Source organism: Enterococcus casseliflavus (assembly GCF_029215545.1).
In the GTDB taxonomy this organism is placed as follows: Bacteria; Bacillota; Bacilli; order Lactobacillales; family Enterococcaceae; genus Enterococcus_D; species Enterococcus_D casseliflavus.
The window spans coordinates 198,926-223,530 of the sequence record NZ_CP119393.1 but is presented as its reverse complement, the minus strand read 5'-3'; the positions used below and the strand labels follow the sequence as shown (position 1 = coordinate 223,530).

The following is a 24,605-nucleotide window of genomic DNA, read 5'->3' as shown; positions in this document are numbered from 1 at the left end:
GTTACTTTCCTCCTTTGGTTGTTCCCCGCCATTGATTCATGCCACCGCGAACATTGACAACATCAAACCCCTTTTTATTTAGGATTTTGGCTGCTTGTTTGCTTCGCATCCCTGATTGGCAAATGACTGCCAGTTTCTTGTCACCTTTTTGAGTGAAGCCCGCAATCTTGTTTAACGGTACATTTTTGGCGTAGGCAATGTGCCCGCTACGGTACTCCGCCGGCGTGCGAACATCCAGAACCGTCCATTCTTTGGCTCCTTCTTTTTGTAAATCTGCTGTTGACATACTTGGTATGCGTTTAAATAATGAAAACATTTCTTGCTCCTTTCTTATACCCCTCGGGGTATATTAAACAAGATGTTTCTCTTTTTGTCAACTAAGTGATTTTCTTTAAGAAAAGAAACTTGCTGTTGCGTTGCTCCCCACTCGATAAACTGTCATGTATCGGACATGTACCAATCAAGCAAGAGAAAAAACGAGCCACATATTTCCTTCCCCTTAGCCTCAGTGCTATAATAAACAAAATGATATGCAGTAAAAATAACATGCTTCAAGGTCACTTTGTCACAGACGTTTTTCACGACCTCAGAATGAAAACGATGCTCCTCTCAAAAAAACAGCAGATAAAAAACGACGCAAGCACCACTTTCCCTTGATTTATCAAGAAGCAAGCCCTGCTTTCTTGGAAACAACGCGGGTTTCGACTATGCTTAAGTCACATCAGCGAAAGGAAAAAAAGATGGAATTTGGCGAAAAAATCAAAGAAGTACGCACAAGAAATAACTTGACCCAAGAACAATTTGCCACTCAACTACACGTGACGAGACAAGCCGTTTCGAACTGGGAAAACAATCGCAATCTACCAGATTTAGAAATGTTGATTGCCATCGCCACGATTTTTCAACTCTCGCTTGATGAATTGATTTTAGGAGGAACTCAAGTGAACAAGATCACTGAAAAACTAATCAAAGACGGCAGCGAGACCCGACGCGCCAAACTCAATTTGATCACGACCTTGATCGGAACATTTTTACTACTATTCGGCTTTGCCTGCTTCTTCATCAAAGCAAGCTCCGTGGAATACATCGATCAATCCGGCATTTTACATGAAAATTTCTATCTAGTCCCCGTAGGATTTTTGTTCCTATTGGCTAGTTTCGTAGTATTTGCGGGAACCGGGATCAATTATTTTCGAGCTGCTAGAAGAAAATGACGCGAAAAAACTCGATTCCAGATGATGGAATCGAGTTTTTTTCTCTGTTCACTATCTTCCTTCAAAGAATCGGAACAAACAAGCCACTGATTTTTTCTTTTGTTTTCGTCAAAAGGCTTCTGGCTTGCCATTCTTCTTTTTCTACTAATTTTGCATGAGCTAAGTCTTCCATAAATTGCTGATTTAACTCTGTGATTATTTTCGACGGCCCATAGATGAACATAGATAACTCATGGTTAAGGTAAAAACTACGAATATCAAAATTTGTTGACCCGATCGTTGCAGCAAACTCATCGACGATCATATATTTACAGTGAATAAAAGCAGTCTCATCATAGGTGTAGACTTCGACGCCGGCAGATAATAATTCATCAATAAACGAATTCGTGCCATGAAAAGAAATTCCTCGATCCCCTTTTCCCGGCACAATCAATTGTACGTTGATCCCACACCGTGCTGCTCTTCTAAGCGCACCTAAACTTTCTTCATCAGGAATAAAGTAAGGCATTGCGATCTTAATCGAATCCGTTGCCTTTCCAATGAGGTCATTAAAGGAATCCTTAATGATTCGCTCGCTATCATAGGGTCCGCCGTAGATTACCTGAACGATTTCCGAACCGCTTTGAACGTCGGTCTTCAACGGAAAATACGTAGCTGTCTGTGTCAAAAAATGAGTGACCGTTTCTTCCGTTTCATCAAGAAAGAGCCAATCATAAATAAAGCATTCTTGTACTTCTAGAACAGCAGGTCCTTCTATCCGGATGTTTGTGTCTCGCCAATAAGAAAACTTACTGCCTCGCCCACTATATTCATTTCCAATATTCATGCCTCCTGTATGTGCAACCTCACCATCAATAACGACCATTTTACGGTGATTGCGCCAGTTCGCTTTATTACTTAGCCAAGGCGAGTTCAACAAATCATACGTGCGCACCTCTACCCCATTCTTTCGCATCAATAATAATAATTGATTAGGAAAGGCGATCGACCCCACGCTATCATACATAAACCGAACTTCCACCCCTTGTTTGGCCTTTTCGACCAGAACATTTGTCAGCTCCTCCCCTGTTTCATCCCCTTTAACGATATAAAAAAACACATGCACATGATGCTTGGCTTTCTTGATATCTTCCAGCAAAGAAGCGAACGCCTCAGCGCCTTCGTTTAATACAGTCAGATGATTATTAGTTGTGGGATACTTGCCCGAAAGATGAAAAATCTCAGTGGAGAGATCATGTTTTCCATGAATGATCTCTGAATGTTCTTGCAGAATAGCCGAAACCGTTCGCTGTACTTCCCGTTCATTTTGTATCTGCTGTTTGGGCAATTTCCTTAACCGAGGTTCACGACCAATTAAATAATACAACATGACTCCTACAATCGGTAAAAACAATAAAGCTAAGATCCAAGCAATCTTCGAAGTTCCATCCCTTTGATCAAAAACCACTAAGTAGCCACAAAGAAGAATCGCCAAAATTTCAATGGCCTGCCAAGCATAAATCATCTGATTTAAAAAGAGAATTAATCCAACCGTCACAAGTATCAGTAAAATCGTTAAAATTTTATATTGCTGTAATTTGTTTTTGATCATCCTTCACCCCATCCAAATATGCGCTTATTAATAAACGCTAAAGCAAAAAGCCTCACTATATACTATGATTATATACGTTCTCGTTACGCAAATGTAACTCATTTCATCCCCTACTACTCATTTTTTACCTATTATTTATTAAGAAGAGACGATTTGCAGAAACGAAACGGTAAATGACAAGCGCCTATTCAAATCGGCGCGCCAACTAAAGAAAACCCTATAAGTCCCTCGACTTGTTGCAACAGCAATTTTCTTTACGCAATCGCCAAATTTGAATAAATCCCATCTTTCCATTACTATAAACGAAATCCGATCGTTTTTTGCACGGTTATACTATCAGGGAGGTTTGTATGGCAATTCATGTGATGTGGTTTAGAAAGGATCTACGCTTAGAGGACAACACGGCACTGACTGAGGCGCTTGCGTCTCTTCAAGAAAACGACCATTTGTTGTGTGTATTTCATCTCAATGACAAGCAGTTTCTCCCCAAGGCGCCGAGCCATGATTACTTTTTTAGCGCAGTTGCTCACTTTATCGAGGCTGCCAAAAAGCAAAATCTGACGATCCACCTATTGACAGGGACTTTGACAGAAGCCTTTGATCAATTGTTCGCTTGCTATCCAGAATGGAGCCAGCTTTACTTCAACTTTGATAACCGTGGATTTGGTCGTAAACGTGATCTCTACATAAAAGAATTGGTCGAGAAAAAAGGCGTCACTGTCCATTCTTTTGAAGATCATCATCTGCATCAACCAACAGAAGTCACCAAAGAGGATGGGACGTACTACAAAAAATTTACCCCCTACTATAAGAAATGGATTCAATTGCCCAAACCGGTGTATCAAAAGCAGGCCCTCGATTTTGAAAAAGCCGTTCATTTTGATGATGCCCCTCACTTCAAAGCAGGGACAGCGCTGCTTGCTAAGCTGCTAGAAAATAGAAAGACCGATTTTTCAACGATCGTTGGGGAAGACTATGCGCATAAACAATTGCAGGCATTTGTGCAAAAGCGTTTGGCCGCCTATGAAAAAGACCGTGATATCCCTTCGATCAAAGGAACCAGCCGCCTGTCCCCTTTCTTGTCTTTTGGACAAATCTCCATTCGGAAGGTTTGGGCCGCTTGCCAAGGAATGCCATCCAGCACTGGCAAAGCGACCTTTTTAAAAGAACTGGCTTGGCGAGATTTTTATCATATGATCTACTTCAGCCATCCTGAACAAAAAAACTATGAACTCATTGAGAAATATCGAAACATGGATTGGCGAAAGAATGAAGAGGAGCTAACCAAATGGCAAGCAGGGCAAACCGGCTATCCGATCATTGATGCCGCGATGCGGCAGCTGAATCAAACCGGTTGGATGCATAACCGTCTACGGATGATCGTCGCTTCCTTTCTAACCAAAGATTTACTGATCGATTGGCGACAAGGAGAAGCCTATTTTGCTCGACAATTGATCGACTACGACACTGCCAGCAATATCGGTGGCTGGCAGTGGGCAGCTTCGACTGGCACCGATGCGGTTCCTTACTTTCGAATTTTCAACCCCATCACTCAGGGGAAAAAATTCGACCAAGAGGGGACGTTTATCAAACAATTTGTTCCCGAACTCGCCCAGTTGCCGCTAAAATTCATCCACGAACCTTACCTGATGACTGACGAAGAACAAGCCGACCTAAAGGTAGTTTTAGGCACCGACTATCCGTTGCCTATAGTCGACCATAACGAAGCCAGGAAAAGAGCCCTCGATTTGTATAGTAAAATCGAACCATAAAAAGCTGCCATGGACTGCTCTCAAGCATTTTCTGTAAAAAAACCAGCAAAGACGGTCCTCTTACGGAGCGCCTTTGCTGGTTTTTTATGAAACTGGTGCGCCCTTTTTCACCTTTCTATAGTGAAAAAAAGCGACACGTCTTATCAAACAGTCTACTACTGGGCATACAAAAAAGAAACATGTCACTTACTGCGTTTTTTAATTAAGGTCTTGCCGTCTGTTTTTCCCCTTATTTCTAGCGCTCTAAGCAAAAACACCCTGATGATTTATAGATAGGATCCTTTATTAGCGGCGTTCCCGGCTTTTTCTAGACTGGCTAGTAACGTTTCTCCTTGCAAAACTGTTCGTCTGATGAAAGGTCATCTATAGAACCATTCTGTTATAATAGCTCCATATTTGAGGATAAGGATGGTTTATATGAAAAAAATAATCGGATTCGTCTTAGTCGTACTTTTAGGGTTTGCCGGATACAAAGGCTATGAATATTATCAATCCACTTACTCAGGACAAACAGCTTACGCGTATGTCCCATCTGAGATTCCCCCTAAGGTAGAACATGAAAGTAAAAGCGGCATCGGCGACCAGTCGCCTTGGTATTCTTACGATTACACGTTAAACTTTGTAAAAGAAGATGGCAGTACCCAAACCCTTGAGGTTTCATTATCAGAAGATAACGCAAAACCCTTAACACCAAATTCTTATGTAAAAGCGGTGATCAGTGAAAAGCGTACAATAAAAGGCCCGAATGGCGTTGAAAAAGACGAAATTCCCAAAAAGGTTCTAGAGAAATTAGAAAATCAGAACTAATGATTGCAGACTCACATCTCTATGTGGGTCTTTTTTTACATCCTTCCAAAATCAGCATTTTGAATCCCTTCTATTATTTTCACGCTTGATGTCTTCTGCTCTGTTGCGATACGTTATACAAGGATATTGGGCACATTTATCTAGCAGAAAGCTGCTTGACTGATCCCTATTCTTATTCTGTCATCAATGATAAGAGCAATTCAAGCTCCTTTTCCTTCTCATCCTTCGCAGATAATTGAAAAAGCAGCGAATCACCTATCCGTTGACTCACTGCTTTTTAACTAACAAGTAATGGCTCACACCACAAAAGAATGGTACTTAGAATAAGCAATTTGATCGACAATCGCAGAAACCTGATTGACATCTAAATCGGCACCGATGGCAGTCACTTGATAAAATTGACCATAATTGTTGCCAAGTTGAGGGACACGGGCGTTTGAAATCAGCAAATCGTATTCTTCCTCATTGTTGTAAGGAGAAATAGTCACATTTTGTTTCCCTTTTAGTTCATTTTTTAACAAGTAAATGGAAGCATCTGCCAAAAGACTGGAGCCCATATTTAGGACCCCGATCCGTACTCGATATTCCTCTTTCGGTGATAACAGATAGATTAAAAAGACCAGACGTTTCTTGAGGTAGTTGAGTTTCGTGGGCGTAAACAAGTTGGTTGGTGCAATAATGTGTTGTAGGATGTCTGTAATCACTTGATCTCGCAAGGAATTGTGAAACAGCTTGTGGTAATAATTCAAGGTGACTCTGTCAATGGAGTAATTTACCCCATGAAAGTAATAGACTTGTGCGATCAAGGAGAAGACACTGGCTTTAATATCGATCGTCGTATGCGAGGCTTCAAGACAATAAATGGACTGGATCGCTGCCATGACTTCATCGGTAATCTCAAAAACAGGATTTTTATTGGTATACAACCCTAAGCGAAGCTCCTCGTAAGGAATTCCTCCTACCGTAACGAGAAAAAGACAGATAAAGAAGGGGACGATCTTGGTTTCGTCTACTGAACAGATGCTTTTTTTCGACACATAGGCCTGTCGAATAAAGCGACAAATCGGCATTTCTTGGCAGCGATTGATTTTGATTTGTTCCTCCGGACTTAAGCTTCCCAAGGTTGTGTGAGGCGTGACTTTTTTCATGATCACAAATAGCCAGATCTTCAACTGCTTTTGTTGCGCAATCGAGAGGGTTATTTTTTTCGCTAGCTCCGCCACCAGGTCATCGATCAAAACAGAATCGATCGCTGTTTCCCCCATTTTTAAAAAATTATAGTAAAAATAAATGCGTTGCGTCATCGTTCCCGCTAGCTTTTTGTTCTTTATCTTTAATTCAAAATGCTGCAGCAGCTGATTGCACTCTGCGATCACACGATTCAGTGTCCCGACGCTTATTTTTAATTCATCGGCTAATACGAAAGCATCATAGCCTGCATGTTGAAACAAATAATGGATAATTTGATATTTTACAGATTTTTTCAATAACGTGTCGGTCAAATCATCCAATGAGACGCTGTCGTTTACTTGCAGATCAAGGGTATAACGGTTGATTGCAAAAGAGACCTTCTCATTTTTTAGTTGTTGCTGAAGATTTTCTGATAGTTTCGTCAAGGTTGGCATCGTAATCTCTAATTCCCGACACGCATCACTTTTTTTGATATGACCCGTCGATAAATACAAGAATTTGAGCAAGATATACTCCAATTTCAAGTCTTTATCCAGTAAGTCTTCTTTATACATGACTGTTTTTCCTCCTGTGTAAATCCTTATTCTTTTCGAATAGTTACAACCAATTTACAGAAAAAGATAGCAGTACATTCCTATGAAACAAACAAATGCAGTAAAAACATGCCCTTTCTACACATACTTTTCCTTCACTTACTCCCCAAACAAACCAAAACGAACGAACAAAAATGCGCCACGCCAGACGAACTTTCCTCAGAATTTTCTCGCGACAATGTTCTCGGATTTTCTTTTTGTTTATGTAAAACATGCTTCTCTAAAAAAATATATTTAGACCATAATAATTAATACTATCACAAGCTAGAAATGTCAATAAATGAAATTATCAAGCGCCATTTTTTTACTTTCTCTTAAAAAATGACCCTATCAAGTACTTACCCGTTCTTATAAGCAAAAAAATCAAAGGCAGTCGATGCAACCGCCTTTGATTTTTCTATAAACCATTGTTCATTCAGAATTGCAAAAAACGTTTCATAAAGGGACTTTTTATTCATTGAAAAAAGCAATGAACGGGTTTCTAGCGATACCGTTTCTTAATGTGAAAAGCCATAGGTTTGGTCGGATGAAACATGACGGCTTGGTCGCTTGTTCAAGCGCTCAATTCCTTCTTTCATGTCTTGCACCAGATCCATTGCCATTTGCATACTTAAATCTGCCCGGCAGACAAAGCGTTGGATATTGATATGTGATAGATTATCAGGTAATGGATAGGTAGGGACTTGCCAGCCTTTCATGGCAAATTCATCCGTCAAATCATACAGATTCCAAGAAATGTCGGCATCTTCTTTTAATTTGTAGCAGACGATCGGCAACCGTGACCCATCATTATAAATATCGAAGTAGCCCATGTTTTCAATCTCTTTTGCCAAATATTGGGCAACATCACTGGTCTTTTTGTGGATCAAGCGGTAGCCTTCAAACCCATTGCGGATAAAGGTGTAATATTGTCCGATGATTTGGCTGGCACTTCTTGAAAAGTTGATGGCCATCGTTGGCATTTCACCGCCAAGATAACTTACTTTGAAGACCAATTCTTCTGGAAGGAAATCTTTTTCTTTCCAAAGCACCCAACCGATACCAGGATAGACTAACCCATATTTATGTCCAGACGTACTGATGGAACGAACGTTTTTCAAACGGAAATCCCATTCAAGTTCTGGTTCCATAAATGGCGTGTACAATCCACCACTAGCCGCATCCACGTGGATGTAGACTTTGTAGTCGGTTTGTTTGTTGTATTCCTCTAATTTCTTATCTAGTGCTTTGATATCATCGTATCGTCCAGTGTAAGTGATCCCTAAGATACCGACGACCCCGATCGTATATTCATCTAAATAGTCCGTGACCTTTTCGACATTGATGCTGCCATGTTCTTCATCGATAGGGATCGTCCGCATTTCAATGTCCCAGTAGACACAGAACTTTTCCCAAACGACTTGATAGGCAGAAGAAATCACTAAGTTTGGTTTTTGTTTATTGATATCTAAGCCAAGTTTTTTTGCCCGATTGCGCCAAGCAAATTTCAAGGCCAATCCACCTAGCATACACGCTTCACTTGAGCCTACTGTTGACGTACCGATAAAATCAGACGCTTCTGGTGCATGCCATAAATCAGCGATCATGTTAACACAGCGGTTTTCAATTTCTGCTGTCCGTGGGTACTCGGTTTTATCAATGGCGTTTTTATCAAGGGTTTCACTCATGATTTTGACTGCTTCTGGTTCCATGTAGGTTTGACAAAACGTCGCCAAATTTTGTCTTGAGACCCCTTCATCGATCAATTGATCTTTGACTAGTTCATAGGCATCCCGCGGTACCAAAGACTCTTTTGGTAATTTGTACATAGGGATCGCCCGATCCATTGCCTCATTCCCATAGATAGGTTCCAAATATTGGGCTTCTTTTCGATTTTTTTTACTAAATAACATGCAGCTCTCCTCCTCATAGGTTGTGCTTTTTATTTTTTATCGCTTGCTTTTTCACCTACGTATTTATAGATGACAAACGGTATCACGACAATTATCAGCCAGCTGATGATCAAGATGGCCAAATAGGTTCCGCCTTTTCCCGATCCAATATCGCTCGGTGGAAAGAAGGAAATAAAGAAAGAAAAAATAGAAACAAGCAAACCAACCATCGCAACACCAATTTTCACATTTTTCCCACCAGGAATATGATACGTTCTTGTTAAGTCGTCTTTTTCTTTGACTAACTTAATATACGAAAGAAACAAGAGAACATAAGCAACCAGATAGATGCAGACCGTCAACGCCATCGCAACGAAGAAGGATAGATTGGCGCCCCCGCCGCCTAATGTCAAGACAACCGCCCAAATAGAAACAATGATGCCTTGCACCAAAACGATATTGATTGGGACATTGTGTTGATTGACTTTGGCCATTTGTTTTGGCAGCAAGCCATTTTCAGCTGCTTCAAGCATCGCCGTCGATGGGCCGACTACCCAAGCAGCAATTTCTGCAATGACACCTAAACAGATGACCACGGCAATCAAACGTACCAGCCATTCCCCGCCGCCAAAATGATGGATCAAATAAGAATAGGCTTGAATCACACCAGTATCAAGAGACAATTGATTTTGGGGAATCGTGGCAGCCACCGTTGCCCCACCTAACGTATCCAAAAGAATCGTCGCTACGACTAAAATCAAAATGGCTTTCGGATAATTCTTTCCAGGATTGTCCATGTCTTTTACGTGACTGGCAGAAGATTCAACCCCTGCATAGGCCAAAATAAAGGACACAAAAACGACCAGCGTATTGATTTTCGTAAAATCAGGAATCCAAGCGCCTGAGCCAAAGGAAACTTTGATGGGATTTCCTTGAGCAATGTAGACAATTCCTAGGATAAAAAGTATGATCCCAGTTGCGACGATCCCCACAAAGAACCCTACTTTGGCAATCTTCGCGGTATTTTTTGTTCCGCCAAATTGTGAGATCGTAATCAACCAAAAGATCACTAAAGTGGCAATCAGCTTCAGCCAAACATTGGTATTAAGAGCCGGCCAATTTAGGGCATAGGAAAGCGCCCCGACAATAAAGTAAATCATCGTAATAAAGCCTACCGTGATTTGGAACCATTGGAAGAAAATGGCAGCAAAGCCCCATTTTCTCCCTAATGTTTTCGAGACCCAGGTATAGAGTCCCCCTTTTTCCCATCCTTTTACAGTAGCCATCTCCGCAGAGCAAAGGGCTACAGGGATAAACCAGAGGAAACCGCCGACGAGTAGATAAAAAACTAGATTCATCTTCGATGTCGCAAAGGTTGGATACTCATATACCGTCATCACCATTGAAGCAGTTATCGCAAAAAAACTCAACAATGATAGTTTTTTCTTGCTAGTATCCATTTTTTTCAACCTCCTATCGTTAGATACTATTTTTCAGCAGCGGAAGAAAGATCAATATGGTACGTATGTGTCAGATCACCATCTGCTTTAAATTCAATTTCGATTGCTTTGATCGCTGGCAAACTTTGTTCTTGCGCTACTTTAAAGTGAATAAAGCCATCTTTGTGTTTGTCATGGGTCAAAATTTCATCATCTAAATAGTCCACAAATACTTCCGCTTCAATTTTCTTGCCATCATTCAACACCAAATATGCTTTGTCAGGTTTGATTTTTTTGTCTTTCGAATCTTCATTAAACAATTGGTATTTCAGTGAAAGCAATGTTTTGTATTCTTTGTCTTTGTGTTTGAACGCTTCTACATTCACAATTTTTACATGGTTCACTAAAAAGCGAATGTGATCCCAACCAGCATTTTCATAATTCGTTTCATACCAAACAACATCTTTGACTTTCGGATCGATTCCCTTGGTTACGATTTCTTCAAAATACCCATCATCACTCAATTTTTCACTTCCCACGATCACCTCATCTGAAGAATCACTGATCAACGTTTCGGTTCCTGACCCAGAGACCACTTCCCCTGACTCTTCCACTGTTGAGCACGCACCTAGAGTGAACAAAACGCCTACACCTAAAACGAAACCTGCAACTAATGATGTTTTTTTCATTGTAAATCCTGTCCTTTCTTTTATTATTTTTATTCCATCTCAGGTATACCATTTATCTAAAAAAAGCGAATATCTAATTTTTTATTTTAAAAACAAAAAAACGCGAAAAATACTTCGCGTTTCGGTGCTATCATGAAGTGCAGATAAGAACAATTACCATTGAAAAGAAAGGACTGAGTTTTTTGAGAGCGCTTGTGGTCGTCATAACCGCCTTTTTGTTGGGTATCCGCCCACTTTCAGCTGCCTTTTTTCTGGAAAGTACGGACGGACATACTTCTAGCGCAACGATTTCTCGGATAAAAGTTGCCAAAAATGAGTGGGTGCCTTCTGGGTCACCAAGGTTTGTTGGAACGCTGATGCTTCCTGATGCAAAAGACAACGTGCTGACAGCTGACGGGCATTTTCTGAGAAAGCCTTCCAAGCTTGCGACGAATAGACGAGGAGCAATAGCAGCTTGTAGGGTTCAAAAAACACCAAAAACCGCACGGGGCAGCCAACTTACTCAGCGTTGCAGCTCTTCAGCTCCTACGAATTTGCGGTTAGAAAAAGCGTGTCAGGCACGGGCAATCAACCGTCCTTAGTTCTCATCCGAGTATCTGGTGTCGTACACGACGCCTTCATCCACAGGGTTTCCGCAGTGATGGCACATAGGTAAGTCAAAAACAAATGATCCTCAAACGTTTATCCTCACGTGTATCCTAGACAAATCTACTTCCCCATCCTGAACACAAAAAATAGCCACTACCTACTTTCCACTTACTTGTGCCATCCTCTGCTTGATAAAACGATCAACATTTTTTGATTGAAAACAAAAAATTGCCTATTCTGTTTTGATCATTTTTTAGTGATCAATCATTGCTTAGCAAGCTAAGCCCCCCAAACCAAAAGCAGCCTCCGAAACTATTTTTCGGGGGCTGCTTGGGGTGAGCTTTTTATTCAAATCGGAAAGTTTCTTGGAGGCATTGCAAATGAAGCTGACTTGATTGGGTAGCAGCCTTTCACATTACCAGCGTAATCTAAATGATGACGACCTATAAAATGATGAATGATAGACAGTCGTATATAACGACTGCTGAAAATAAAAAGCTTGTGACGCTTATCTTGTTTCTAAAATCGTCTTCAATCAACCTAATTTTAGATCTTCTAGGCATACAGCCAAGCAATCCTCAAAAATAAAGAAATAAAAAAACAGCTACTTTTTATCAACTTTCTTCATATAAAGAATCGGATAAGGATTTCCTTGTTCGTCTAACTCGCTTCTTTTGTATACCTCAAATCCCATATGCTCATAAAATCCTTTCGCCTGAGGATTCTGTTCATTTACTCCCAATTCATTTACAAAATAGTTTTCCATCCCGTATGCCAAGAGTTTCTTTCCTAGGCCCTTGCCTCTTTGTTCATTTGCTATAAACAGCATTTCAAGATTTCGATCCGAGATCCCCATGAAGCCAGCTGGCTCTCCTTGCTCACTTTCTACGACAATCAAATGCGGCACATGATGCAATGCCTCTGGAATGTATTGCTTAATGGCTTGGATTTCAGACTCTGACAAAAAGGTGTGCGTCGCCTTAACAGAACTCTCCCAAACTTCAATTAATTGTTGCTCTAACTTTTGATTCATACTACTTACTTCTTTTATATTCATGGATAGTCACACTCTCATTAGCTTATTTTCGTTTTTCATAACAAGAATCGCTGTTTCCTTGATCCAAGTTAAGAATTTTCATCATCATCATAACATGAGATGGATTTATTTAAAATCTATGGATAAAAAATGCCTCGCTCATATAGATAACGAAATAATCAATTCTAAGAGAGTATGACTTGCTTTGAAACACACTAAAAAAGGAGCTTTCAATACTGATGATTGCTCAAATCATTCTGTTGAAATAAAAATGCTTGTAGCTTTTTCTTCCCGAATAGTCGCCATAACGAACAAAATATATTCTTTTAAATAAATAATTTTAAACCACTTGCCCTAGAGTCCACTTTAGGGTTTATGATTACTTATAAAAAAAGATAAGGAGAACCAACGATGAATATAAAAAAAGCAGCGGAAATGTTTGATTTGAGCGTAGACACATTGCGCTATTATGAACGAGTCGGTGTGATTCCACCTGTCCAACGCAATGAGAGTGGCTATCGGGTGTACACAACGAATGATCTAAACTGGATCTATCTAGCAAAACATTTACGAAATGCAGGATTGTCCATCGAATCGTTAATTGAATTTGCTCAATTGGCACAAGTACGTGAAAGTCAAAATGTCGAAAAAGCCCAAAAACAGATTTTAGCCGATCAACTCGAAGAATTAGAGAAAAAGTTAGCAGAAATGCAGGAAGTACGAGACCTGCTTATTTATAAGATAGAAACGTATGATGAGCATATCGCAAAATTCAAAGCAGGAAATATGACTCCTGATAAAGTGGAAAAATTATGGGAACGAAAGAAATAACATCTTTTATTTGCTATGGACTTAACTCCAAGGTTTAGGATAGAACATGTAATGAAAATTAGAGGAGGAAACACTATGCAAACAATCACACTCAATAATGGTGTCACCATGCCGCAACTAGGATTTGGCGTTTATCAAATTCCTTTGGAAGAAACAGCTGAGGCTGTTTACCAAGCAATCAAAGCTGGGTATCGCCTGATCGACACTGCTTCTATTTATGGAAATGAAAAAGAAACAGGCGAGGGAATCAAGCGCGCCATCACTGAAGGTCTAGTCACTCGAGAAGAACTTTTTGTTACCTCTAAATTATTTATTCTCCAAGCTTCCGAAGATAAAGCTAAAGAAACGATTGAACATTCGCTTGAAACAATGGGATTAAATTATCTTGATCTTTACCTTATTCACCAACCATATGGAGATATTTATGGTGCTTGGCGCTCAATGGTTGCTGCTCAAAAAACAGGGAAATTACGTGCAATTGGCGTTTCAAATTTCAAATCAGCTAAGATGATCGAGTTTGTCGGCTTGAATGAGGTGAAACCTCAAATCAATCAAATCGAAGTGAACCCTTGGAATCAACGAGTGGAAGATCAGGAATGGCATGAAAAATATGACGTCCAAGTTGAAGCTTGGGCACCTTTTGCAGAAGGACGCCATGATCTATTTACCAATCCGACATTAGCAGAAATTGGCAAGCAATATGGCAAAACGGTTGGCCAAGTTGTTCTTCGCTGGTTGATGCAAAGAGGGATCGTCGCTTTAGCAAAAACAGTTCGTCCAGAACGGATGGCTGAAAACATTGCTATTTTTGACTTTGAGCTTTCCCAGGAAGACATTGAAAAAATAGCCTCTTTAGATAAAAAAGAGTCCGCATTCTTTGACCACGATGCCCCCCAACAAGTGGAATGGTTTATGAACCGGATGTTAGATACTGAAAACTAATAGGAAAAACAATATAAGTCCGCTCCCCTTGCAAAAGGAGGCGGACTTGTATTGGTTCTTACTGAGTTGTATCTTGTCTCTTTTCATGGTAATTCTTACAAAATTTTTGGAAATTCTGCCTTGATCAAGTAAATGAAGAATCCATCGATTAAACAAATTGCTCTGGAGCACTGTGCTTGTAGCTAAACAACGGACAGCGTTCTGTTACGCTCGCTCTTAAAATCTCTATTGTACGATTTCTATTTACTACTCCCTATTTATCAAAGACAATGATCTTTTTGCCAGTATTTCCGCCTGCTTGGAAATCAAGGTGAGCTTGCTTGATTGCTTCTAATTCAAAGGGATATGTCTTGTCTACAAGGACATCAAGTTTTCCTTGCGCATAAAGATCAATGAATTTTTCCAGCTCTTCAACAGTCATGAACCCCATAGAATACATACCAGTAATTCCTCTACGCTCCGTTTCTTCTTGGTTGATTGGCGCATTAACAGAAGTGACGCGTCCACCTTTTTTGATTACTTGATAACTGTTCTCCAATGTTTTAGGACCAGTCAAGTTGACCACTAAATCGACATCAGAAACCAATTTTGTGAAATCTTCTGTTTGATAATCGATCGTTTCATCTGCCCCTAACTCCTTCATATAGTCAGCTTGCTTAGCGCTGCCTGTTGCTATGACATACGCCCCGGCATGTTTTGCCAGCTGAACAGCTTTAGACCCGACACCGCCAGCACCGCCATGAATCAGTACTTTTTGTCCAGCTTTTGCTTGACCATCACGAATGGTTGCACCGTAGGCTGTGGCCACGCCAAGGAAAAATCCACCTAACGGCACCAAGTCCAGCTCCTTCGGTACAGCAGCAACAACTGCTGACTCGTCTAACAAAATGTATTCAGAATATGTACTCATAAACGCCATCCCAACCACATGATCACCTACTGAAAAGCGGGTCACATCATCTCCGACAGCTGTTACGATACCAGAAAAGTCTTGTCCCAAAGAGTGTGGAAGCACAGGTTTCAATTCTTTTGGCATCGTTGGAAATGGTCCATTCGCACGAATAACAATATCAGGATCATTCACGCCGATCGCTGCGGTTTTGATCACCATTTGTTTAGCAGCTGGCTCAGGGTTAGCAGCTTCAACCATTTGCATAACATCTACAGAGCCATATTGATTCAGTATCATTTTTTTCATAAAAAACCTTCTTTCTTAAGATGATTTCATTATGACCTGTTACCTCAATAATAAAAAGTACCATATTTTTTGATAGGTACTATCGTTTTCAATAGATTTGTGTAATCATACGGATTTCAGGCACAAAAAAAATCCTTGAACGCTTCAAGGATTGACTACTTTTTCGTTTTCTGACTCATAGGTAGAAGCAAATGTTTCTAATGCATCCAAAACTGGCATGAATTTATGCCCCATTTCGGTCAGTGAGTATTCAACTTTTGGCGGCACTTGCGGATAGACTTCACGATGAATGAGGCCATAGCTTTCAAGCATGCGCAATTCCTTTGTCAAATTTGCTTGGGTCACCATGGGCATTTTACGACTAAGCGCACCGAAACGAAGCGTTTTGTGCCGTAAAAAGGATAAGATGACCATGGACCACTTGCCGCGTACGACCTTCTGGACGCTAGCCACTGGGCATTCTACAAATAATTCAGTTTCTTCTGTTTGCTGCATCATTACTTCCTCCTATTCGCTCACTTTTGCTGCGGTCTTTCATATCAGCAATACTACCGAAATGATGACGACATACGAAAACATGAAGTATAGACATCAGTATATAACGACTGCAAAAAATAGCAAGCCCGTAACGCTTATCTGAACTCTCAAATCAGCTTCAATCAACCTAATTTTAGAGCTTCTAAGCGTACAGCCAAGCTATCCTCAATTCCTTTATGCTTATAGGCAGCCACTGCACAGTAATTTTTAGATCAAGATGGCTGCTGCCAGCACAACGAAAGAAGAGACGACATGCGCAATAATCGGTTCTCCACTATTATCTCTGCATCAAAGGCTACCCCTTTATTTCAATTAAATGATAGAAAGAGTGATCAAGGCAATCCCAAAAGTGATGCCATCTAGAACAAACCATTCTTTTTTACCTTGAGACGCCTTGGTAGCAATCAAACAACTTACTCCATAAAGAATCAATAGAAATCCTATGTTTATGGGAAAAGATAACCAAGCTGTCAGGGCATTAACAAATAAGAGAAGCATCAATGGTAAAATATAAAATAATGCATACCACTTTTTTAAATAGTGCGGCAGCTTCTGGTAATTTGAATACATCTATTTATCCTCACAATTCATTTCATATTGGTCATTTATTTCTGATATGAGCAGTAAGTACTTTCGTTATAAAATGAGACAAAACAAAGCTTAGGATGATAATCCCAAAAGTAATAGCAAAAGATAAAATCGTATTCTCCAGTAAATTAGCAAATAAGGGCAGCTTAATATACAAATAACACCCAATTGCCGCAATAATACTACCTGCTAAATAGAAACAAAGCATTTCAGCGACTGTTTTTGAAGAATGAATGTTTCGATCAACTGATGAAAAGTCGCCATTTTGAAAAGGTATTGGTGATCCAGTTTGTGAAGGATCAGATTTTGTATTCATTACGTTAAAGGAATTACTAGATAGATTGCTAATTGAATGTTGTTTTCGATTCTTTTCGTGATTGTTCATAGCTATTCAGACCTGCTTCCCTAAAAAAATTCATTATTTTCAATTCCTTCAAAATAATCTCAATACCATGATTTCATGCATTGTGCTATTGCATCTATTCAAAAAACTCTATATTTTCAAAACCAAGTCGAATCAACAGCACGTTGTAGGGTCATCGGTCCATGTTTTGCTTCATATATAAAATCTTTTGACTGTAATCCAGTATGCTCCTTAAAAATTTTCTCAAACATAGAAGAATCGTTAATGGGATCGTCATTGTGTGTCAAAGTCAATATATAATGTTTCTCTTTTGGATTACTCCAGACCCCCATATTTCTTAAAGAAGCTAAATCAAGCGGTGGAGTATTAGAAGATAAATTAATCGTATACTGGCGTCTATGCAAAACATCATTTATTTTCATAAAGCACTTCCTTAATTAGTTAGTATTTCCTCAAACATTACAGATCCAAACAAACAATAGTTACCTTTTCATTTAAATACAAACATACATCATATTATATTGCGTTCCTCTTAAGCATTTTTTTCAAGATAAGCTTCAGTTCTTCCTATCTCTAAAATAACAAAAAACCAAATAACCACTCGAGCATACTAACAAAGGAAGCCCGACATAGAGCATACCAGTTCCTAATGGATAATTAATAGCAAGATCAAGTTGGATATTCTTAAGTTCTTCTTTGCTGATTGTGTCAAAATCTTGAATAGGGATCAAAATCGTCTGTAAAAAAAGGCCAACGATCGTCATAAAAAGGCTGATCCCAAAACAGCCAATTGCAAATTTTTTCATAAGGGTCCTCTTTTCAACATACACTTTCTTACTGTATGTTCTTATTATACATATCAACCATTAAAAAAGAACCTTAAATTATTTTTTAACATTTATTTTACAACAATAAAAAGAAAATGAATCAATCGGTAAACAAAAAATTGACAAGACTCAATTAGTACTATATAGTTCTATTATGACAAATTATAAACGTTCAAATAAAAACCGAGTGATCGAAACAGCCGCCAGCCTTTTTCTCAAAGTCGGCTACACGTATACCAGTATGGATGAGGTCGTGCAGCAAAGCGGTGTGTCAAAATCAAATGTCTATTACCACTTCTCAAGTAAGGAGGAATTATTACTAGCAGTGATTGATTTTTGGATCACTATATACCGAGAAAAACTAGCAGACATTTTGAAACAGACCAATCTAACTTTGGAAGAAAAAATACTGACCTTTCTAGAAAGTTTGGCTGAAGAAATTGAAGAGCGGGACTATCAAGGCAGCTGTCCCTTCATTACTTTCATTATGCAAGCGCCGAAAAATGATCGGCAGGTCCAAGAAAAAATCAATCATTTTTTTGATTATTTAACGCGTATCTGCGAAGGATTGATTCAAGAAGGAATAAATACTAAAGCATTTCGTGAAGACATCAACGTCAAAGAAACGGCGGAGATTTTTGTGAACAACCTTGAAGGGGCACTTTTTTTAGCAGAAGTAAAAAAAGAGAGTCAGTATCTCACTACTACAGCCAAAAATTTATTTAAATTACTCGTTTAAGAGTAATTTTTTTATATAAAAATTAGGACTAAATAGTTCTAAAAAAGGAGAAAATAATGAATATTTTAATTATCGGGGCAACTGGGTTTATTGGCAAAGAAGTCGTCAAACAACTCGCAAGGGAAGATGTTTTTTTAACATTACTTGTCAGAAATCCAGCGAAAGCAAGACCATTACAAGCACTAGCCCTTGAAAAAATAGCATTGGTAACAGGCGATTTAACAAAAGAGAACTTAGGCCTAAATGCGATCGACCACGAACGAGCAATGCACTGCAACATGATTCTTCACTGCGGCGGTCCGATGGATATCACTTTATCAGAAGCAGCCGCGAAGAACTCCTTTTTAGAAGGCAGCAAAAACCTCATGACCCTTGCAACAGAAATCAACAAGAGAAACAAATTGAAAAAGATCATCCACGTAGCTGGGTACATGAGCCCATTCACGGATGATGCTTCTGTCTGGGAAACGACGGATGTGTTCAAAGAGGTGCATCCAGCGTTACTTGGAACCCCGCCCTATGAGCAGATGAAGTTTTTATCTGATATTTATATTCGACAAGAAGCGAAAAAGCACCATATTCCTTTAGCAGTAATCAATCCGCCAACCGTCATCGGTGATGAGCAAACAGGCAGCACCGAACAACTCGAAGGCTTTGGCTTATTTATAAAAATAATCCGAAGTGGAGCCTTACCTGTTATCCCCGGAGGAAGTGACTATCGACTACCGTTGATCAATAAAAATGTACTCGCTCAATTTATTGTCAAAACCATATTCAATGAGACAAAAGACGAAATGACGTATCCCCTTGTTGCCGATAAACACGCCGACAAAGAGATCGTTCAACTGATGGGGCTGATTTCTGAAAGTCTTAATCGAAACAAACCTCGGCTGACTGTTCCTTTTGGTTTACTCAAGTTCGTTATGGCAGCTGGCGGAAGCAAATTAACGGGTATTCCTGAAAGTAGTTTAAACTTTTTAACCAATAGAACGTTTGACAATCGGCTGACAAAACGCGATTTTGAATCGGAACTGATAAAAAAAATAGCAGCATCAAACATCCCATTAGCAGTAGCTGACATTGATTTTCGCTTGACCTATGGGGAAGAAAGCCTAACACCCTACACACGCATAGCTGTCAACGAAGCGACGGTCTATCAATTGGAGGGCTCTGCTACTCCTCTCGTGCTTTTGCATGGCTTATTTAGCGATGGCACCGATCTCTTTCAACTGGGACTAGCATTGAATAAACAAACAGGTAGAAAAATTATCATTGCAGACTTACCAGGATTCGGAAGATCTCCGTTTATTAAAAAGCAACAGCTGGTGACACCATATCTTGAGTTGATACGCTCACTAAAGAATATCCTGCCTGACGGCTCTGTCTTTATCGGCCATTCTTTTGGTGCCGCCTTGTTATTAACAGCCGCTGAACAGCGCTTCTTTTCAGAGAACGATCAACTGATTCTTTTACAACCACCTATTCATAAAACCGATTCGGTCCCTGCAACATGGCTCAGTAAACTAGCTTTAAGACATGCCTCTGAACGACAATTACTCGCCTATTTCACAAAAAAAGGACTGCTGATAGACGAAGCAGCCTCTTCTAGTGAATATTTAAAAAGAGTGAAGAAGAGTGCTCGTTCTTCACGGATAGTCAACACAACACTTCAACTAAATTGGTTGTTAAAAGAAATGTCCCTTCACCAAAGAATAGATCCTTCGATTCCAATCGTATGGGGAACCGAGGATAAAAGCTATTTACCGCCAAGAGAAACGACTAAAATAGTCGATCTGCCATTGGGTCATCATTTTCCAATCAGCCATCCGCAAGAAACAGCTGATGTGCTGGTAGAGTTGATCAAAGGTTGATTTTAGGGAGATATAATTTTCTCAAGAACGCTAATCTACTTACGAAAATTCCTACTTAGTATAATTAGTAATTGAAAGGTGACCCTCTCTTTGATGAGAATGGTGTCAGTACCTTCTTACCATCCTTCATGTAAGAAGATATGATTCTCTGTGAAATAAATTTCCATTAAAAATCTATCCATAGCTCTCCTGGCGGCACGGGTATCCAGATTCCAATTGTTAGCTTTCCAGAAGAAACGATTCTATCAGGAGCCTACTATACTATTTTTGATGAAAATAGAATCGGAGTCAAAATTGATATTTTGCTAAAAAGACTCTTGGTTATCGTTATAAGAAAATCAGACAAACAAAAAGTTATGATAAGAAAACTATCTAGGAATAAGTAAATAAAATGGTAACATGATATCTCTCCACAATAGCTAAGTAATAAAAAAGAAGCTAATTATAAGAAACGATTCTTTGATTAGCTTCTTTCTATGTTAGAGAGAATAATAAAACGAATAAATTATACAAGAAATGTAACAAAATCCAGGGTATTATAGTCCCTTACACTATATCGGATGATTTGCAAAAATTGCATAAAGAAATTCGTAAAAGTCATTTCTGAACAGTAAATTTAATAGATTCATCATCTATTTTCTGTTGTTCGGGAGTTGATTTTATGTAATCTACATGGCCTCTGTGAAGGTTTCTCTCTCTAACCTAGTAAGAAAGAGAAACTTGGCTGAAGTCTTTTTCAAATAAAATAAAGTACCCAGAAATAAATCCTGCATACTTTATTTTTTAGCCATTATGCTTTATTCGCTTTTCTTTTTTTCCAAAAGACAATTACACCTGTCAGAAGCACAATTATGACACCTGCTACTAATTCAGCTACTGAATTATTTTCATTTGTTTTAGGAAGTGTTACCTGTTTCTTACTATCAGAAGTTGTTTTTTTCTGATTCTCTTTCTTTTGTTCTGGTGTCGTATGCGTTGAATCATCTGCAGGTTTTTCTTGGCTAGGTTTTTCTTTTACTGTGACTGTAGCCGTTACCGTAATTCCATCATAACTATACGATACTTCATAGCTACCTGCTTTGCTCGTATCAACTTGACTGGCGTTTACTGTCAAGTCTTCGTACACGACTTTCTTTCCTGCTTTGTCTAATGCATTGTCAAAATTTTCTTTTGCCGTCCATTTATCTCCCACATAAATCGTAGAATCATGGACATTGATGGCTGTCATTTTCTCTTTAACCGTAATGATCGCTGTACTCGTTACACCATCATACGTATACGTGACGTCAAAGCTCCCTGCTTTGCTCGTGTCGGCTTTACTGGGATCAACTGTCAAATCTTGGAAATCTATTAAATTACCATTTTTATCTAACGCACTATCGAAGTTATCTTCTGCTTGCCAGTTATCCCCCACGTAGATCGTTGAGTCATGAACATTAACGGCAGTCATTTTTTCTTTAACTGTGACAATTGCTGTACTCGTTATACCATCATACGTATATGTGACTTCAAAAGTACCTGCTTTATTTGTTTCTGCTTTACTAGCATCGACCGTCAGTTCTTGGAAATCTATCGAATTACCATCTTTATCCAACGCACTGTTGAAGTTATCCTCTGCTTCCCATTTATCTCCCACATAAATCGTGGAATCGTGGACATTGACGGTGGTCATTTTTTCTTTGACTGTAACAATCGCTGTACTCGTTACACCATCGTACGTATACGCGACTTCAAAGGTACCTGCTTTACTCGTATCTGCCTTACTGTCATCCACCATCAGGGCTGAAAAGTCAACATCGTTGCCATCTTTATCCAAAGCACCGTCGAAGTTATTCTCTGCTCCCAATTATCTCCCACATAAATCGTAGAATCATGGACATTGACGGCTGTCATTTTTTCTTTGACCGTAATGACCGCTGTACTCGTTACACCATCGTACGTATAGGTGACGTCAAAGCTGCCTGCTTTACTCGTATCGGCTTCACTATCATTGACTGCAAGATCTTGGAAATCTACTGAATTACCATCTTTATCTAATGCACTGTCAAAGTTATCCTCTGCTTGCCAGTTATCCCCCACGTAGATCGTTGAGTCATGGACATTGACGGATGTCATTTTTTCTTTGACCGTAATGATCGCTGTACTGGTTATACCGTCGTACGTATAGGCAACTTCGAAGCTACCTACCTTACTCGTGTCGGCTTTACTAGCATCGACAGTTAAAGCTGAAAAATCAACATCGTTGCCATCTTTATCCAACGCACTATCGAAGTTATCCTCTGCTTGCCAGTTATCCCCCACGTAGATCGTGGAATCATGAACATTGACTGTCGTTTGTTTTTCTTTGACTGTCACGGTTGCTATACTGGTTACACCATCATACGTGTACTTGACTTCAAAGGTCCCTGCTTTACTCGTATCGGCGTTACTCTCATCAACCACAAGGTCTTGGAAATATATCGAATTGCCCTCTTTGTCTAATGCACTATCAAAGTTGTCCTCAGCTTGCCAGCTATCTCCTGCATAGATCGTGGAATCATGAACATTGACTGTCGTTTTATTATCTTTTACTGTCACTTTAGAGATACCGCTGACAGAATTAGTAGTATTGGCACTATTATAATAGTACCGATATTCTACTTCATAAACGCCTGGGTAACTTAAGTCTACTTGATCACCAAGGATCTTAATATCATTAGTCAGAGAATATAGTTCATCTCCCAAATCGTCTGAGGCAGAAATAAAACCATCTTGTGGGTTCCAGCTTTCCCCTGTATATAAGGTAATGTTCCTTACATTTAATTTAGGAACTTTCGCCCACATATAGTCGCCAGCCATCGTATCACCATCATAGGTTTTAGTTAGTTTTTCTCTATCATACCTAGCTTTAGTTTCAACATTTATCCAAACACCACCGTAAACTCCGTCATTCGGTGGCGCATTTAAATAATAGCCGCCAAGTACTGTTTTTTTACCTAAAGTTATATAATTCAAGTTAGGAGGAAATGCGCTAGTGTCATACTTCCACGTATCAATATTAGACATATCCCAACTTGAAATATCTAAAGTCGTAAGTGCACTTGAACCAAAAAACATAGAATCCATTGAAACTAAACTAGCCGTATTAAGACCGGATACGTCTATTTGTTTAAGTGCAGGCAGATGTTGAAAAGTACCTATCATAGTTGTTGTGGCATTCGTATTCAAGAAATTTAAATTATCAATTTGAGTTACATTTGTAAGGTACGCAAAAAAATAGTCAAGGTGAGTGCCTGCAATCACCTCTCCCTCCAACACAACTTTTTTAATTGACTGTCTGTAGTCAAACCACGATGGCTTATCACCTCCCGCTGGAAATTCAGGAAGCTTCCCTGAGTAAATATGTAAAATCCCATTTTCATCAATTACCCAAGCACTCGTTCCATTTGTTCCCGTAGCTATGTCGCCAACAGCGGAACTATTTGCTTGCTTCTCCTTGTCATTGCCCCCCTCCTTACTACTTAATTTTTGGTCGCTCGAAACTGTCTTACTTTCCGTTGGTTCAGTATGTTCAACGCTCTCCTTAGTTGCAACGGTTTCACTGACAAAATCAGCCCCATCGGTCTGCGATCCACTTTTTAAAGTATTATTGTTAATAACGGTCTCTTTACTCATTGTATTGCTTTCACAAGTTTTTTCTCCACTATCATCGATGCTTGTTTCATTTGGAGTAAGATCTTCTTCATTTTGTGTTAGCCGATTTTCAATAACATCAGCTACGACTTGGCTGGAATTTATCACAGAAGGGATTGTCAATATAAACATACTAAAAAGTATTACTAATCTTTTTTTCATTTTTAGCGCTGCCTTTCTTTCTTACATTTATCACATATTCAATTTATTAATGAAAATTATTTTCGCACAACATTTATTTGTAA

The 24,605-nt window shown here is 39.3% G+C and carries 23 protein-coding genes; 8 read left to right on the top strand and 15 right to left on the bottom strand.

Translation table 11 applies throughout. The features are described 5' to 3' along the window. Window position 1 precedes the first annotated feature (1 nt). Window positions 2-316 carry a rhodanese-like domain-containing protein gene (locus P0G38_RS01025; protein ID WP_008380263.1) on the bottom strand — a complete coding sequence of 105 codons (315 nt, stop codon included), beginning with the start codon at window positions 314-316 and terminating at the stop codon, window positions 2-4. A 424-nt stretch (window positions 317-740) separates the two neighbouring features. Between P0G38_RS01025 and P0G38_RS01020 the strand changes: the two genes are divergently transcribed. Continuing rightward, window positions 741-1,214, top strand: a complete 474-nt coding sequence (locus tag P0G38_RS01020) for a DUF3955 domain-containing protein (RefSeq protein WP_008380264.1) — start codon at window positions 741-743, stop codon at window positions 1,212-1,214. A 61-nt stretch (window positions 1,215-1,275) separates the two neighbouring features. Here P0G38_RS01020 and cls read toward each other — a convergent pair whose 3' ends face one another. After that, window positions 1,276-2,805, bottom strand: coding sequence for a cardiolipin synthase (gene cls, locus P0G38_RS01015; protein WP_008380266.1), 1,530 nt, complete (start codon window positions 2,803-2,805; stop codon window positions 1,276-1,278). Between the two features lie 350 nt (window positions 2,806-3,155). Here cls and P0G38_RS01010 point away from each other — a divergent pair, with 350 nt between their 5' ends. Both P0G38_RS01010 and P0G38_RS01005 read left to right on the top strand, forming a co-directional pair. Beyond that, the gene (locus P0G38_RS01010; protein ID WP_275853700.1) at window positions 3,156-4,577 is read left to right on the top strand and encodes a cryptochrome/photolyase family protein; all 1,422 of its coding nucleotides are present in this window, start codon (window positions 3,156-3,158) and stop codon (window positions 4,575-4,577) included. Between the two features lie 408 nt (window positions 4,578-4,985). Then, entirely contained in the window at window positions 4,986-5,384 is a 399-nt protein-coding gene (locus P0G38_RS01005) for a YxeA family protein (protein WP_338070813.1), read from the top strand. A gap of 296 nt (window positions 5,385-5,680) precedes the next feature. Here the strand turns inward: P0G38_RS01005 and P0G38_RS01000 are convergent, their stop codons facing one another. From P0G38_RS01000 to P0G38_RS00985, 4 genes are all read right to left on the bottom strand, one after another. Further along, a complete protein-coding gene (locus P0G38_RS01000) occupies window positions 5,681-7,129 on the bottom strand; it encodes an AcpB/EbpR/MafR family transcriptional regulator (RefSeq protein WP_275853697.1) in 1,449 nt (482 codons plus the stop codon). A 536-nt stretch (window positions 7,130-7,665) separates the two neighbouring features. Continuing rightward, complete coding sequence (gene gad / locus P0G38_RS00995; protein ID WP_275853695.1) at window positions 7,666-9,060, bottom strand: glutamate decarboxylase; 1,395 nt, start codon at window positions 9,058-9,060, stop codon at window positions 7,666-7,668. A gap of 29 nt (window positions 9,061-9,089) precedes the next feature. Then, the gene (locus P0G38_RS00990) at window positions 9,090-10,499 is read right to left on the bottom strand and encodes an amino acid permease (protein ID WP_010748933.1); all 1,410 of its coding nucleotides are present in this window, start codon (window positions 10,497-10,499) and stop codon (window positions 9,090-9,092) included. Between the two features lie 26 nt (window positions 10,500-10,525). Then, window positions 10,526-11,167 (bottom strand): hypothetical protein, encoded by a 642-nt coding sequence (locus tag P0G38_RS00985; protein ID WP_015510550.1) that lies wholly within the window; start codon window positions 11,165-11,167, stop codon window positions 10,526-10,528. Between the two features lie 137 nt (window positions 11,168-11,304). Between P0G38_RS00985 and P0G38_RS00980 the strand changes: the two genes are divergently transcribed. Continuing rightward, window positions 11,305-11,748 (top strand): hypothetical protein, encoded by a 444-nt coding sequence (locus P0G38_RS00980; protein WP_275853692.1) that lies wholly within the window; start codon window positions 11,305-11,307, stop codon window positions 11,746-11,748. Window positions 11,749-12,359: 611 nt separating this feature from the next. Here P0G38_RS00980 and P0G38_RS00975 read toward each other — a convergent pair. Then, window positions 12,360-12,812, bottom strand: coding sequence for a GNAT family N-acetyltransferase (locus P0G38_RS00975; protein WP_275853690.1), 453 nt, complete (start codon window positions 12,810-12,812; stop codon window positions 12,360-12,362). A 390-nt stretch (window positions 12,813-13,202) separates the two neighbouring features. On the opposite strand from P0G38_RS00975, the gene P0G38_RS00970 reads away from it, so the two are divergent. Both P0G38_RS00970 and P0G38_RS00965 read left to right on the top strand, forming a co-directional pair. Further along, window positions 13,203-13,622 (top strand): MerR family transcriptional regulator, encoded by a 420-nt coding sequence (locus tag P0G38_RS00970; protein ID WP_016608514.1) that lies wholly within the window; start codon window positions 13,203-13,205, stop codon window positions 13,620-13,622. A 75-nt stretch (window positions 13,623-13,697) separates the two neighbouring features. Further along, on the top strand, window positions 13,698-14,564 hold the full coding sequence (locus tag P0G38_RS00965) for an aldo/keto reductase (RefSeq protein WP_275853687.1): 867 nt from the start codon (window positions 13,698-13,700) through the stop codon (window positions 14,562-14,564). Window positions 14,565-14,817: 253 nt separating this feature from the next. Here P0G38_RS00965 and P0G38_RS00960 read toward each other — a convergent pair whose 3' ends face one another. The 6 genes from P0G38_RS00960 to P0G38_RS00935 form a co-directional block, all read right to left on the bottom strand. After that, complete coding sequence (locus tag P0G38_RS00960) at window positions 14,818-15,762, bottom strand: NADP-dependent oxidoreductase (RefSeq protein WP_275853685.1); 945 nt, start codon at window positions 15,760-15,762, stop codon at window positions 14,818-14,820. Between the two features lie 144 nt (window positions 15,763-15,906). Beyond that, window positions 15,907-16,257, bottom strand: a complete 351-nt coding sequence (locus P0G38_RS00955) for a winged helix-turn-helix transcriptional regulator (RefSeq protein WP_015510556.1) — start codon at window positions 16,255-16,257, stop codon at window positions 15,907-15,909. A gap of 354 nt (window positions 16,258-16,611) precedes the next feature. Continuing rightward, window positions 16,612-16,869, bottom strand: a complete 258-nt coding sequence (locus P0G38_RS00950) for a hypothetical protein (RefSeq protein ID WP_167823314.1) — start codon at window positions 16,867-16,869, stop codon at window positions 16,612-16,614. 31 nt (window positions 16,870-16,900) lie between these two features. Beyond that, window positions 16,901-17,272, bottom strand: coding sequence for a hypothetical protein (locus tag P0G38_RS00945; RefSeq protein WP_005230536.1), 372 nt, complete (start codon window positions 17,270-17,272; stop codon window positions 16,901-16,903). Window positions 17,273-17,388: 116 nt separating this feature from the next. Beyond that, window positions 17,389-17,673, bottom strand: coding sequence for a hypothetical protein (locus P0G38_RS00940; RefSeq protein WP_275853680.1), 285 nt, complete (start codon window positions 17,671-17,673; stop codon window positions 17,389-17,391). A gap of 135 nt (window positions 17,674-17,808) precedes the next feature. Beyond that, window positions 17,809-18,057 (bottom strand): hypothetical protein, encoded by a 249-nt coding sequence (locus tag P0G38_RS00935; protein ID WP_015510558.1) that lies wholly within the window; start codon window positions 18,055-18,057, stop codon window positions 17,809-17,811. 175 nt (window positions 18,058-18,232) lie between these two features. Here P0G38_RS00935 and P0G38_RS00930 point away from each other — a divergent pair, with 175 nt between their 5' ends. Together P0G38_RS00930 and P0G38_RS00925 are read left to right on the top strand one after the other, a co-directional pair. Next, window positions 18,233-18,817: a TetR/AcrR family transcriptional regulator gene (locus tag P0G38_RS00930; RefSeq protein WP_074536451.1), complete on the top strand. Its 585-nt coding sequence runs from the start codon at window positions 18,233-18,235 to the stop codon at window positions 18,815-18,817. 56 nt (window positions 18,818-18,873) lie between these two features. Beyond that, window positions 18,874-20,688, top strand: a complete 1,815-nt coding sequence (locus tag P0G38_RS00925; RefSeq protein WP_074536450.1) for an alpha/beta fold hydrolase — start codon at window positions 18,874-18,876, stop codon at window positions 20,686-20,688. Between the two features lie 790 nt (window positions 20,689-21,478). On the opposite strand, the gene P0G38_RS00920 is transcribed toward P0G38_RS00925, so the two are convergent. Beyond that, on the bottom strand, window positions 21,479-22,534 hold the full coding sequence (locus P0G38_RS00920; protein ID WP_275853675.1) for a bacterial Ig-like domain-containing protein: 1,056 nt from the start codon (window positions 22,532-22,534) through the stop codon (window positions 21,479-21,481). Further along, window positions 22,465-24,522, bottom strand: a complete 2,058-nt coding sequence (locus P0G38_RS00915) for a bacterial Ig-like domain-containing protein (protein WP_275853672.1) — start codon at window positions 24,520-24,522, stop codon at window positions 22,465-22,467. Before P0G38_RS00915 ends, P0G38_RS00920 begins: the two co-directional genes overlap by 70 nt. Window positions 24,523-24,605: the final 83 nt, after the last annotated feature.